General features: G+C 30.9%; 11 protein-coding genes and 1 tRNA gene. 8 read left to right on the forward strand and 4 right to left on the reverse strand.

From position 1 onward, the window contains the following. Positions 1-253 precede the first annotated feature (253 nt). The 6 genes from RR430_RS07285 to RR430_RS07310 all read left to right on the forward strand — a co-directional run bounded on the left by RR430_RS07285 (position 254) and on the right by RR430_RS07310 (position 10798). The gene (locus RR430_RS07285) at positions 254-685 is read left to right on the forward strand and encodes an RrF2 family transcriptional regulator (RefSeq protein WP_332488571.1); all 432 of its coding nucleotides are present in this window, start codon (positions 254-256) and stop codon (positions 683-685) included. Continuing rightward, positions 666-3605, forward strand: coding sequence for an InlB B-repeat-containing protein (locus tag RR430_RS07290; RefSeq protein ID WP_332508834.1), 2940 nt, complete (start codon positions 666-668; stop codon positions 3603-3605). The genes RR430_RS07285 and RR430_RS07290 overlap by 20 nt, the downstream gene beginning before the upstream one ends. Positions 3606-3714: 109 nt before the next feature. Then, on the forward strand, positions 3715-6615 hold the full coding sequence (locus RR430_RS07295; protein ID WP_332488568.1) for a hypothetical protein: 2901 nt from the start codon (positions 3715-3717) through the stop codon (positions 6613-6615). A gap of 48 nt (positions 6616-6663) precedes the next feature. Beyond that, positions 6664-7365, forward strand: coding sequence for a class B sortase (locus RR430_RS07300; protein ID WP_332488567.1), 702 nt, complete (start codon positions 6664-6666; stop codon positions 7363-7365). 380 nt (positions 7366-7745) lie between these two features. Continuing rightward, the gene (locus tag RR430_RS07305; protein ID WP_332488565.1) at positions 7746-9962 is read left to right on the forward strand and encodes a bifunctional diguanylate cyclase/phosphodiesterase; all 2217 of its coding nucleotides are present in this window, start codon (positions 7746-7748) and stop codon (positions 9960-9962) included. Between the two features lie 20 nt (positions 9963-9982). Next, complete coding sequence (locus RR430_RS07310) at positions 9983-10798, forward strand: VanW family protein (protein WP_332488564.1); 816 nt, start codon at positions 9983-9985, stop codon at positions 10796-10798. A gap of 9 nt (positions 10799-10807) precedes the next feature. Here the strand turns inward: RR430_RS07310 and RR430_RS07315 are convergent, their stop codons facing one another. Both RR430_RS07315 and RR430_RS07320 read right to left on the reverse strand, forming a co-directional pair. Further along, positions 10808-11419 carry a hypothetical protein gene (locus RR430_RS07315; RefSeq protein ID WP_332508835.1) on the reverse strand — a complete coding sequence of 204 codons (612 nt, stop codon included), beginning with the start codon at positions 11417-11419 and terminating at the stop codon, positions 10808-10810. Between the two features lie 71 nt (positions 11420-11490). Then, positions 11491-12363, reverse strand: a complete 873-nt coding sequence (locus RR430_RS07320) for a DegV family protein (RefSeq protein ID WP_332508836.1) — start codon at positions 12361-12363, stop codon at positions 11491-11493. A gap of 108 nt (positions 12364-12471) precedes the next feature. Between RR430_RS07320 and RR430_RS07325 the strand changes: the two genes are divergently transcribed. Then, positions 12472-12546: transfer RNA gene (locus RR430_RS07325), tRNA-Arg, on the forward strand. Positions 12547-12651: 105 nt separating this feature from the next. Beyond that, positions 12652-12777, forward strand: a complete 126-nt coding sequence (locus RR430_RS07330) for a hypothetical protein (protein ID WP_332508837.1) — start codon at positions 12652-12654, stop codon at positions 12775-12777. A 150-nt stretch (positions 12778-12927) separates the two neighbouring features. Here the strand turns inward: RR430_RS07330 and istB are convergent, their stop codons facing one another. Further along, positions 12928-13719, reverse strand: a complete 792-nt coding sequence (gene istB, locus RR430_RS07335; RefSeq protein WP_332508838.1) for an IS21-like element helper ATPase IstB — start codon at positions 13717-13719, stop codon at positions 12928-12930. After that, positions 13716-13976: Mu transposase domain-containing protein (locus RR430_RS07340; RefSeq protein ID WP_442879637.1), on the reverse strand; the 261-nt coding region annotated here is incomplete at its 5' end. The genes RR430_RS07340 and istB, both read right to left, overlap by 4 nt.

Raw genomic sequence — 13976 nt, forward strand, 5'->3', positions numbered from 1 at the left:
GTTAAGAATGAAGGAACAATTGTAACAATTACCTTAGCACTTAATTTAAATGAAAATAATGTAAAGACTGAATAAATTGAAAGTATCCTAATAATAGGAACGGTTAAAAAACTATGCAAAATTTGCATTTTTATTAATATGTTACCATATACGTAACATTTGACATAAATTTTTATTCACAACAGCATAAATACTTTTATGCTGTACTCTTTGATTTAAACTCGGATAAAAATAGGTTGAGTTAGGAGACAAGATGAAATTTAAAACTACAACGGACTATGCAATAAGGATTATTTGCTATCTTGCAAAAGAAAACAAAGTAAAATCTTCAGAAGAAATTGCGAAAGAACTTAAAATACCATTAAGTTATATATCTAAAGTAACGAAAGACCTTAAAAGTGCTCAAATGATAAAAGCAATTGAAGGAATTCGTGGGGGATATAGACTGATTTGTGACGCTGAACAAGTTACTTTGTACGATGTAATTGTAGCAAGTGGCGACCAAATTATAATAAATAAATGTCTTTTGGATAAAGATTGTTGCACAAGAGATGCAAGTGAGCACTGCCAAGTGCGTGTTGCTTATGAAAAAGTTAGAACGACAATTATTTTAGAACTGAAAGGGATAACAATTAGTAGTTTAATCAATGTAGGGGGAAATAGTAATGATGAAAAACATTTTTAAAATTGTAATAGTGAGTATGATGGCGATAAATGTCCTGACAAGCCTAGAGGTACTTGGCGAAGAAAGTGAAGTAGTTATAAAAGAAGAAGAGGAAATAGTTGAAACAATAAACCAAATTACATTATCGCCATTAGATGATGAAATAATGAATCAGAAAATTGAAGTAGGTGATGATTCAAATCTCATTTTACCTAAAGAAATTAAATATAAAGTAATTAATTCAAATGAGGAATTCACTTTAAGTGAATGTCAATGGAAGTCGATTCCTGATTTTAATATAAATACACAAGGTAACTATATTTTTTATTTAGTTTTACCTGATAAATTTGCTTCAACTGATGAATTAAAAATAAGCGTTGATGTGATAATGATGCAGAATATCAGTGAGGAAGTGGAAGTTGAGGAAAATCCTCAATTAGCTATGAATATTTTAAACAATGTTTATAGTGTTAAAGATCATAATGAATTTAATACTGCAGTTTCGTTGATTGAGCAAAGTTCAACAGTTGAAGCTACGATTTTGTTAACTACTGATAACATAGATGTTGCTGAATTCTCAGGTATTGTTGGTAAAAAAATTACCATTAAGAGTTCTGATGGAAATTCATTCAGTCTATTAAACATGGGAACCAATTTAAAGGGTGATTTGGTACTTGATAATATAAAGGCATATAATTCTTATTCAAGTATATATGCGAATGGACATTTGTTTGAGACTACTGAATTTTTTTCGTCTCTTTTAGATAGCAATAATCAAATTACCACAATTAAAGCAATTTATGGTGGAGGAAACAAAGTTGATGTTAATACTTCAACTAAAATTATTCTTCGTGGAGGAAGATTTGCTAATTTATATGGCGGAGGATATGATGCGAATGTTAATGGGGATACCGATATCCTAATTGATTATCCGACATCAAGTACTGGTTTTATTGGAAATTTTTTTGGTGGAGGATTAGCCAGTTCAAAAAGTGATAAAACAAACCCAGTTGGTATAGTAAAAGGGAATGTAAATATTAATATTAGAAGCGGTTCTGTTGGTTATTTGTTTGGTGGCGGAGATAATCAAGCTGATGCAAGTTTAAATACAACAAGGGAACCAGCTAGAGTTTTTGGAGATATTAATTTAATAGTAGGATATGAAGGCGCTCCTAAAAATACAGCTAAAATTGGTACATCAATGAATAGTTGTGGAGGATCAAGACACTCAACAGTAAACAACATTAATGTGACACTACAAGCAGGAACTGTAAATCATGGTGTAAATAGTGATGGGTCATATAGTGGTGGCAGTGCTAGTACACTTGGCGCAGGTGAAAATGATGACGTTCTTGGTGTTATTAAATTTAATGTTAAAAACGGTGCTAAAATTGGTCGTGTTTTTGGCACAGGGGAAAATAGTGTAAATTCTATTGGTTCTGGTGGATCTAAAATTTATAATCAAAATAATGAAGAATATGCGATTCATATTGTTTATGATGATGGTGTAGTTTTTGATGCATCCTATCACAATAAAGCTCATGGGATTAATTTAGGTGGAAGTCAGGATTACTATGATGAAATTAAAGGCAATGCATTAATTGAAATCATTAGTGGAGACTTAGATTGTGTCGTTTTAGATAATGAAAATAATGGCAACAATAACTTCACAGGTCAGGCTACAATTTTGGTGAAAGGTGGAAGAGTTGGGCATTTTTGGGGAAATGAATCATTAATTGCAAATAGTAAAATTATATATTCAGGTTGTGGAGATAAAGATAATTATCAACAAACTGGTTATGTCTATCGCTTAGGCAATGTACTAATTGAGAATAAATCATTTGTTGAAATTGATAGCAAAAATTTTGAACAATTTGGTAAAGTTCAATTCCCCTTGCAAACAACACCTAATCTAACAATAATAGAAGATTCATCTTTAATAACTAGAAATTCTGAGACACAGCCTAAAAGTGTAGTTATGGATAAAGGTACATGGAGAGTTAAAGGCAAAGTTTGGGTACATGACAATATTAATTCGCAAAATAGTACAATAATTTTTGATCGATACTTCGAGACAGGATATAAGCATAGAGATGATGCAAACTATACGTCATTTACTAGTAATAATGACTGGGTTATAAATTGGTTTAATACAATAGGAGGTAGAGTATCAGGAACTTTAGTATCAGATGGTAGCCATTTTGCATTCAAAGAAAAAGTTGTAGTTACAAAAGAATTTAACGGAAGTAATAATGAATTTAGATTACCTGTTATTGAAAGCCTAAAAAATTATCCAAGTGGAAATATACCGATTCATGTTGAAGGAAAAGTAAATGGAGTTAATGAAATAACTACAGTAGATCCTGACAATTATCTACAAGAAAAGAAGCCCACAGTCGGAGATAATTATTTAATTAATTTAAAAGGCAATGATGAAAACTTTATATTGGGGAATACAGGGGCAGATTGTAAAGATTTATACTTAATGTTTTTAGATGATCCTAATAGCTCTTTAAATAATATGTGGGAAGTAGCTACAGGTAGAGTTGTTACCTTTGATAAAAATGGTGGAGAAATAGAAGCAAATCCTAAGAAAAGAGGTATTGAAATTACGGATATTAATGCAAACTATACAATCGATAAGTTACCTAAAAATCCTGAACGAAATGGATATATATTTGTTGGATGGAATACAAAAAGTGATGGAACAGGACAAGCGTTTAGTGAAAAAAGTTATATTTTGGAAAGTATGACAGTTTATGCTCAATGGAAGAAACAAATAACACCTACACCTGATATTCCAGGTGGAAATAATAATAATGAAGTATTTACGAAAGATGAATGTGGAAATATTTTCGATAAATGGGGGAATATCATCTACAAACAAAATGGTTGTATTTTGGATGAGGAATACAAAGTACCAAACACGAGTGTTAACTAGGTAATCTGTAGGTTTATTGATAAAGGATTTTAGGTAAATAAATATAATTCAAAAAACATAAGAGTATCTATATAAAAATATTACTTAATAATAGAAGGGGAATGATGATATGAAAAAAATACTTATATCACTTATGCTTGTAGTAACATTGGGTTTTTCAATGTTCAATTCCGTAGTTATTGCTGAATATACGGAAGAGCAGAAAAAAGAAGAAATGCAAATTGTTTGTGAAATTTGTGGGAACAAGATTGAGGAAGAAAATGATCAAATAGATGTAAATGATGAACATTCATGTACACATCTACATAGTGAAGAATGTCATTATGTAGAGCCTGTAGAAGGTAAGAATTGTACACATCAACATGATGATACTTGTTATGAAGAAAAGATAAATTGTATCCATGAACATAGTGATGATTGCTATTCGATGGATGGAGTGAGTGAAGAATCCAAAAAGATAACCTCTTGTAATCATCAATGTAGTGAAGAGGGTGGATGCGTAACAAAAGAATTGAATTGTCCTCATGTACACGATGAGAATTGTGGTTTTATTGAATCTGTAGATGGTGTTGATTGTAATCATATTCATACTGAAGAGTGTGGATATGATCCAACTGTAAAGTCAAAAGAGTGTCAACATGAGCAGATTACAACGCTCTTAGTAGATGCTACTGAAGGTCAAAATATTGATATCTTTGAAGCAACTACACAAAAAGATGTAAATAATATTATCTCTAAACTGTCGCAATCTACTAAAGATAATATTGTTATTACTATTAAAGGTAACAAACTAGATTTTAGTAATTTTTCTGGTGTAAATGGAAAAACTATTACTGTCAAATCAGATAATGCAACGGATCAAAATTTGAGAAATAAAAATACTTCATTACATATCACTACTGCGGAAATGTTAAAACTATCGGGGAATGTGATATTTGAAGACATTTTCATAAATTCAAAAACTATTTATGCACAGGGGCATGAACTCACTTTGGGAAAAGGTTTTGGTAGTGGTATAGATGGAAAAAGAAGACTAATTGTATATGGTGGAAGTGATAGCAATCTTACTGCAAATACATCTATTACTATTTTGGATGGTGTTTATAAACTTGTAGCTGGCGGAAATTCATCAGGTGTTTTAACAGGAAATACCTCTATTATTTTTGGAGGAAATGCAAGTTTTCCAACTGCTGAGGATAAAGTAGACACTGATGGTGGCGATAAAAAAAGTTATGAAACAAATAGTAATTATAATCTTTATCTTGCTGATAAAAGTAAGGAAATATGGGATGGTCCTTCGTGGGTAGGTACGAACTATGAATATGGTATTTTACCCTATGGAATATATGGTGGAGGTATCAATAGTAACACCATTGGAAATACCAGTGTTGAAATGAAAGCAGGTACTGTTTATCAAATTTTTGGTGGCGGTGCTGTTAGAACAAATCCAATTGCAATCAATGCGAATGAAAATGGTCAGGTAAGTGGAAATACCTTTGTATCTGTTACAGGTGGTGAGGTAAAAAGTATATATGGAGGAGGCTACAACGATATTTATGTTTCTTCCAGTTATGATACAAAAGAGACTGCTAATGAGGCGGATAGAGCAACTCGTGCTTCTGTAGGAGGAAATGCAACGGTAGTTGTAGGAGGAAATGCAATAATTCCTTCCACAGAAAAGGGGGAAGATGATGTTTCTGCTGGCTATGATATTCCAGCAGTACACGGTGGTTCTTTCCATTCGACTGTTTCAAATACTAAGGTCACAATTGGTGGTAATGCACAAATAAAAAGTGGAAATTCAAGCTCGGGATATGGCATCGTTTATGGCGCAGGAACAAATGATGTTGTGCTTGGCGGTACTTATGTTGAACTAATTGATGATGCAATTGTTGGTGATACTCGTAACATCATTTCAAATCCTATTATTACACAAAAAAGTTATGGTGCAATTACACCGCTAGGACGTACCACTGATTCTAAATGTTATCTAGGAGGAGCGATATACAGCTACGCAAGTGAAATTAAAGGACAAAATATTACAAGTGATAATGTAAAAAACGGAAAAAATTATTCTGCTGTGGCGATTGTCGTAGGTGGGAAAACCGACGTTCTTATGGCTGGGGTTAAAAAAAATAAGAATAAAAATACTAATGTACAAGGAAACGTATTCTTAGGACAATCAGGGGGATCCTTACAAGCAATTGAAGGAGGAAGTGTGAGTGGTAAAAAGATAGTTATTAATGGTGACCTTGACATAGATATTAGCGGAGGAACTCTTGATAAATATTTAATGGGACGCTATCCTTCAAATGGTAATAAAATTAGCGGCTCACTTAATTTAACGTATAGAACATGTGGCACTAATAGTGCTTATCAAAAAAGTCCTACGATTCTAATGTTCGATAATGTCAATGTAACAAAGAATTCTATTGTTGCCATCGATGGAAATTTCTTGAACATGGGACCTTTACAAGGTATTAATGATTTAAATATAGAAACAGATGCCATATTAGCTCTTGTTGCTAAGGATAATATTTTAGGGGATCTGACAGTGAATGGAACACTCAATATTGGACGTATTTTAAATAAACTTGGGGTAAAAACAGCTGCACTTACAGTGGATGGTACGGCAAGTGGAACAGGTAAACTATTACCGATATCCATTCCTCAAAAAGGTAGTCTAAATTATGGAGAATTTTCAGTGCCTGTTGTAAATGAAGAATATGTTTATGCTACTAAGGAAAATTCTACAATGATGCTAGAGCTTGGGGAAACTTCTGGAACTTTATATGTGGATCGTAAAGATAAAACTCAGGATCAATCTGTTTGGTTTATCAATGAGTTAATAACACCTACACCTGATATTCCAGGTGGAAATAATAATGATGAAGTATTTACAAAAGATGAATGTGGAAATATTTTCGATAAATGGGGGAATATCATCTACAAACAAAACGGTTGTATTTTGGATGAGGAATACAAAGTACCAAACACGAGTGTAAAATAGTTAATAAAAGCCACTTTGGTGGCTTTTTAGATTTATTGGGAGAACAAAGTGAATAAAATAAAAATATATTTTCAACGAATAACGATTGGTATTGCGTTAGTAATTTTTAGTTGTGGAATGCTATATTCTTTTACAATCTTACAAAATGAAAAAAAACCAGAAATTATCACTTCAACTGATTTAAATGAAGGCAGCCAAGAGTGGAGTATAAATAAAGAGATTAATACAGAATTCATTGGAAGTCTAAAATTTGAAAATGGACTTATTGAAGAAAATATAGTTCAAACTAAAGATAATGAAAAGTATCTAGCACTAAGTTGGGATTTAAAAGAATCGTCTCATGGTGCTGCTTTTATGGACTATAGAAATTCACAAGATGATCAAAATATGATTATATATGCACATTATGTATATAAGGATGAATCATTGATGTTTGGTCCATTACATCAACTAATACAACAAGAAAATTATGAAGAAAACAGTGTGATACATTTACAACTAGAAAATGAAATACGAAAGTATAAAGTGGCCTATGTATATTATTATGAGATGGATAATCCAACTCTAGAGTATTTTCACACAAATTATGATAAAGATTATTTTGATTTCTATTTGGAATCAATTAAAAATAAAGCATTTTATGATACGGGATTAGAGATTACAAAAAATGACAAATTATTAACGTTACAAACATGCGTTAGAGATCGAGAAGATTTGAGATTAATAGTTGTTGCAAAAGAAATTAGTTAAACATTAACTTTGAATTAAAATACAAATATACAGTACTACTTGCTTTAATGAAAATTAATCATCTGGATAATATAAAGTTACTATTAGTAAGTGAAATCATTGCAATGAGAATATAAAATGTATTTCAGTTTACACTTTTGCTAATTTGTATCATTAAATAAACAATATCTAGTGTCATTAACCTCATAAACATGGTATCCTTAAATACATAAGGTATATAATTAATGTATTGAATAATGTGTATATAGTAATTAATTCTAAAAATATTTGACTTTGTTGAAATGTATCTAGTATTACTGGCAGTGATTGAGTTCGAGAGTCAAAATGATAGAATATAATTATAATAATACACAAAGATTATTATTTGAGAGGTCTGCTTTGTGAAAAATAAGAAAATTATCATTATTGCTCTAACCTTTACATTATTAACATTCCTAATGGTTGCGTTTATTACACACAATTATAATTTTACTATGTACATACAAAATCATATTGTTGGGCACTTAGAAGAGATACTAGCTCCAAATGAAGTCTCATTTGAGTTACAAATAAATGAACAAGTCAAAAAAGTTTATACAATTGCGGATATTTTTGCTCAAGGTGATGAATTAGGTAGCGATGATCAGCTGGTTGTTTTGAAATCAGTAGTCGAAAATAATGGTCTTGAAAATTGTTTAATAGTGTATCCTGATGGCAGTGCAGTAAATCAAGATGGTATGAAATACTATAATTTAAATAATGATGATTTTTTTGAGTCCACTATGAATGGTAAGTTTTTTATTTCAAGTCCTACGCAATCATTGGTAGATCCCACAAGAAATGTGATGGTGTTTGCTTCTCCAATTATTAAAAACGATAATGTAATAGGTTCAGTAGTATACTCTTGTTGGTGTGACACTATAACATCAATGTTTAATTTATCCTTTTTAGATGGGCAAGGTAAAATAGCCATAGTAGATGAAACAGGAAATTTATTAATAGGGAACATATCATATGTTAATTCAAATGATAATCTATTAAACTATTTTAAATCAATATGCGATCATGCAGATCATTTGCCAGAAAATTGCTCAATATTAAAAGGTAACCGTGGAGTTTTTAATGTTGAAGATAACAATGACGATTCGAATTTAATAGTTAGTTATGTAAAATTACAGACTGGTAATTGGTATATGATGTCCATTGCTCCACAGTTAGCGGTTACTAAGTCATTCTCGGGAGTATTTTCCGAACAAAATAAAATGATTTTTGTTTTAGTATGTTGTATTTTAGTATATGGAGCAGTTTTATTGTTTATCGCATTTAGTGATAGAAGAAGTGTTGATAAAATGACAGGAGCTATGTCACGGAATCATTTTATAAGAAAAGCTAAAGCAATGCTAAAAAAGAATTCTTCTAAAACATATGTATTTATCAAATTAGATGTAAGAAACTTTAAAATAATAAATCGTGTACATGATTTTGAAATAGGTAATAAAGTAATTGTTAATATGGCAAAAGCACTAGAGTATGTAGTTAAGAATAATAATGGATTATTTTGTCGTATTAGTATAGATAATTTTGCACTTCTATTGCCATTTGAAGATAGAGAAAAATTGGCGATGACAAGATCAATATTCATTAATATGTTTAGAGAACTTATGGGTAAAGATTTTAATACGATAGTAGAATTTCCAACAGGTGAATATATAGTTACGCCAGAAGATCCTGGTAGATATAATGTATTTGAAATAATGGAAAAGATTAATTTTGCGCATAAAAAAGCTAAATTAAGAAATGGAAATATTATTACAGATTATTATCAAGATTTAGAAAAAGAAGCAATTGAACAAAATGAAATTGAAAATAAAATGAATAGTGCATTTATAAATCAGGAATTTAAAATGTACTTACAACCAAAGGTATGCTTGAATGATGGCAGAGTTTGTGGTGCAGAAGCATTAGTTAGATGGCATGAAAATGATAAAATTATAAGTCCAGCAGTATTTGTACCATTGTTTGAGATGAATGGATTTATAGCGAAAATTGATTTCTACATATTTGAGCAAGCTGCTAAGTTTTTAAAGAAGATGATTGATAATGGTTTAGACCCAATCAAAATTTCAATTAATTTTTCTAGAATACACTTGAATAATGAGGACTTTGTTGCTCAATTAAAAAGTATTGTAGATAAATATAATGTTCCTTATCAATACTTTGAAATAGAATTAACGGAAACAATTGTCTTTGAAAATGTAAATAAGATTATAAAGCTTATTGATGATTTACATCATATTGGATTTACAATGTCGATGGATGATTTTGGAAGCGGCTATTCTAGTTTGGCCTTATTAAAGGATATAGATGTAGATGTAATAAAAATTGATCGAGCATTCTTTTTAGATACCATGAATAATGAGCGTGCTAGGATTGTTATATCCAGTATTATTGATATGGCAGCAGAGCTTAAAGTTAGAGTTGTAGCTGAAGGGATAGAAACAGAGGCACAAGTTCAAATACTTAAGGATCTTAAGTGCGATGTAATACAAGGATTCTATTACTTTAAACCGATATCTTCAGATGATTTTGATTTTGAAATATTGGATAAATATTATTAAAAATATAGAAAAGAGAAGATATGAGGAAATTATTTTGTGAAATATCTCCACTTACATATAAAATTTCTGTGGAGAAAGAAAGAACACTTAGAATTTGCAAAGATTTCATTTCCAATGTTCTTTTTGCTGAGGAAAAAAGTGATGACATACTACCAATTGTAATTAACAAACACAATTCATTGATAAGAAGAAAACTAGGAAATGTTGATATGGAGTTACAAGAAAATAAAGCAAATAACTTATCTTTGGCAGCACCTATGATTAATAAAATATGCATTAAACCGAATGAAGTATTTTCATTTTGGAAATTAGTAGGAAAACCTACTGAAAGAAAAGGTTATAAATCAGGTCTTACAATTTCAGGTGGTAAGAGTAGTAGTGGAATAGGTGGAGGAATGTGCCAGTTTACTAATTTAATTCATTGGATGGTATTACATACACCACTAACGATAATTGAACATCATCACCATGATGCATATGATTTATTTCCTGACTTTAACCGACAAATTCCGTTTGGAACAGGAACATCGATTATGTACAATTATCTTGATTATCGTTTCAAAAATGAAACAAAAAATACATATCAAATTATTGTTTATTTAACTAATGACTATCTTTGCGGGGAAATTAGGTGTGATAGTAAATTAAATGTTAAGTATCACATCGAAAGTGAAGATGAATATTTCTCTAAAGAAGGAGATGATGTTTACCGCAATGGTAAAGTATTTAGAAAAGAAATTGATGTTAAAACAGGTAAATGTATTAATAAAGAATGTATTAGAATAAATCATGCAAAAGTAATGTATGATACAGTAAATATCAAGATTGGAAAATAAAAGAAGTTATCATTCTGTGATAACTTCTTTAAAGAATATACGCTCAAACAATTGTTTAAATACTTGGATTCCTGGGCCTAAACAGAAAGCGAAGATAAATGAACATACACCCAATTGAGCTCCAAGTAAGAATCCAAGGAACAATGCTGAGATATCTTGAACCATTCGACCAGTTGAATACTTAATATTAGGGAATTTTATGTTAACTAAATGAGCAAGCGAATCCCACGGTGCTTGTCCAAGGTTACCAGATAGATATATACCACAACCAGTACAAACGATTATAATTGCGATAAACATGATTATAAAGCGAATTGGCAAAGAAAGAACAGGTAGATTAGCGATAAAGAATTGTGATGCATATTGGATAACGTAGCCTACACCTAGCATATTTACAAAAGTTCCTAAGTGAATAGTTTTGTGATCAATCATGAACATTGGAATAAATAATAATGCATTACCAAGTGCAATACAATTACCTAAACCAATATTAGCTATATTATTAATACCGCTAAAAAAAGTTGTGCTTGGATCTATTCCTAAGTCACAATAAACAGTTAGCCCAATACCGATACCAATGATGATATTACCTAAAATAACGAAAAAAACTCTTTTTGCCATAACTATACCTCGATGATAATTATATCATGCAATTTTTGTAAAGATATATAAAAATGTGCCGAATAGGCACATTAACGTTCTGTAGCAAAAAAGAATAACGCAACTGTTCCAGGACCTGAATGTGAACCGATAACTGGTCCGATATTACTTAGAATGATATCTTTTACAGATACTAATTCAATGATTTTATTGGCTAGGTATTGTGCATCTTCTAGTGCATCAGCATGAGAAATGAAAATTACTTGTTCTTGTGGATTGGTAATTGTATCTGCTAGCTTATCCGCTAAGGCATTTAATGATGCTTTTCTACCGTGGGATTTAGATACATTAATCAAATGTCCTTCATTATCAACGTGTAGTACAGGTTTAATTTTAAGGGCTGTACCCACAAGTGCTACAGTACCTGAAATTCTACCTCCACGTTTAAGAAATTGCAGATCATCTACTGTGAACCATTGTGCCAAATTTAACGCATTACTATTAAGCCATCGTTCATTTTCATCAATACTTAAGCCATTTTCTTGATTTACTAATCCTTGATAAACAAGTAAACCTTGTCCAGCACTTGCTGCCAAGGAGTCGACAATAATAATTTTTCTATCTGGATATTTTTCCATTAATTCATTTTTGGCTATTAAACTTGATTGAAGTGTGCCACTTAATCCGGATGAGAAACCAATATATAATATATCTTTTCCTTCTTTTAAAACATTTTCAAATTCTATTTTAAAAGATTCTGGGTTTATTTGCGATGTTGTTGATGTACTTCCATTTTTTAACCTTGTATAAAATTCTTCCACACTCATATTTTCAAAATCTTTTGTATGTAAGAAAACTGTTGATTCTAAGTTGACTTGCATTGGTAAAATAATAATAGGGTATTTTTCGTAAATTGTATTTGGTAAATCACAGGTACAGTCAGTAATAACTTGGTAATTGGTCATAAATCCTCCTCGATAATATACTTATATCATGCACTATTCTTTTTTGCTTTTCAACTAATGTGTTTTTCATTGTACATAACATTTATATGTTTTATAATATTTAGGTATGCCCCTATAGTTAAATGGATATAACAAGATCCTCCTAAGATCTAGTTACCAGTTCGATTCTGGTTGGGGGTGCCATGCTAATTGAACGAACCTGTGTCAACCACACAGGTTTTTATGTGCCTATAAAGATTTTAGGAAATTGCACTTCTTTTGCGAATAAATGAGTAGAAGGGAGTACAAATGAAAGAAAATAATAGTGTGTTTTTTGAAGATGGAGTGATATCTGTAGAAGTAACTCTAGAACAAGATACAGTATGGTTAAGTTTGGATCAATTGCAGACTTATTTGAAAGAGATAGAAGTGTAATAGGAAAACATATTAGAAAAATTTTTGCTGAATGCGAACTAGATAGAAATTCAGTATGGGCAAAATTTGCCCATACTGCCCTAGATGGTAAAAGTTATAATGTAGATTTTTATTGTTAATGTCAATATATAAAGCACCAAAAATGATGGTTTAAGAGTTACCAGAAATGGTAGAAGAATCAGGGGAAGACTCAATCATAGAAACCTTATCTTTTGTACGATAAGAACGACCCGTAATATTGATGACATGAGAGTGATGTAAAAGACGATCGAGAATGGCATTAGCTAAAACATTATCGCCAAAGATTTCACCCCATTTTGATAAAGCTTTATTTGTTGTAATAATTGTTGAATTTTTTTCATATCGTTTGGTAATTAATTGAAAGAGTAAGTTTGAAGACTCTTCATCTAAGGGTAAAAATCCTACTTCATCAATAATAAGCAGTTTATATTTAGCGAAGAATTTAAGACGTGTTTCTAAGCGATTTTCTAAATGTGCTCTTTTAAGCTGTAAGATTAAATCATTACAATTAATGAAATACGTAATATTTCTTCCTTTAGCTGCTTCAATTCCGATGGATGTTGCTAAGTGAGTTTTACCGACTCCAGGGGTTCCAATAAAGAGTATATTTTCTTTGTTTTTAAGAAATCGTAGATGTTTAAAGTCAAGGAGCTGTTCTTTATTTATACTCGGTTGATATGAAAAATCAAAATCATCGAGGGTTTTAAGATATGGGAAATTGGCTACTTTTACACAGGCACTCATCGTTCTCTCATCACGTAAAGCCATTTCTAAACTTGTTAACTCATATAATGCATCGACAACTTGTTTATTTCCTGCTGCGATGTAATCCAGATATGTTTCTAAATTTTCTCTTATTTTATCCAGTTTTAACGTTTCTAAATTATTTAATAACTTATGATAATTTGTTGCACTTGTCATTGTTTTCCTCCTAATTGTTCCAATAAGGCTAAGTTTTCTTTTGCTACTTCTTCGATATCAATCTCTTTGTTATAGATTGATTTTTTTAAAGCCTCTCGATAGTGATCCTCGCGATAATTAAATGGCTGTTGACTTATTGTGTGTACCGTAATTAATTCTGTGTTAGAATACAAATACAGTTTGTCTTCAATGTTAAGTATCTTGACTCGTTGATTGATAAACTGCGGTGGAACGGAATATCCTTTTCCTTTGTAGGT

This window comes from Anaerorhabdus sp., from assembly GCF_036641015.1.
Classification (GTDB): domain Bacteria; phylum Bacillota_I; class Bacilli_A; order Erysipelotrichales; family Erysipelotrichaceae; genus Anaerorhabdus.

Coding starts and splice junctions, on each gene's coding strand:
- RR430_RS07285 (WP_332488571.1), top strand. CDS start 254: ATGAAATTTAAAACTACAACGGACTATGCAATAAGGATTATTTGCTAT.
- RR430_RS07290 (WP_332508834.1), top strand. CDS start 666: ATGATGAAAAACATTTTTAAAATTGTAATAGTGAGTATGATGGCGATA.
- RR430_RS07295 (WP_332488568.1), top strand. CDS start 3,715: ATGAAAAAAATACTTATATCACTTATGCTTGTAGTAACATTGGGTTTT.
- RR430_RS07310 (WP_332488564.1), top strand. CDS start 9,983: ATGAGGAAATTATTTTGTGAAATATCTCCACTTACATATAAAATTTCT.
- RR430_RS07315 (WP_332508835.1), bottom strand. CDS start 11,419: ATGGCAAAAAGAGTTTTTTTCGTTATTTTAGGTAATATCATCATTGGT.
- RR430_RS07320 (WP_332508836.1), bottom strand. CDS start 12,363: ATGACCAATTACCAAGTTATTACTGACTGTACCTGTGATTTACCAAAT.
- RR430_RS07330 (WP_332508837.1), top strand. CDS start 12,652: ATGAAAGAAAATAATAGTGTGTTTTTTGAAGATGGAGTGATATCTGTA.
- istB (WP_332508838.1), bottom strand. CDS start 13,719: ATGACAAGTGCAACAAATTATCATAAGTTATTAAATAATTTAGAAACG.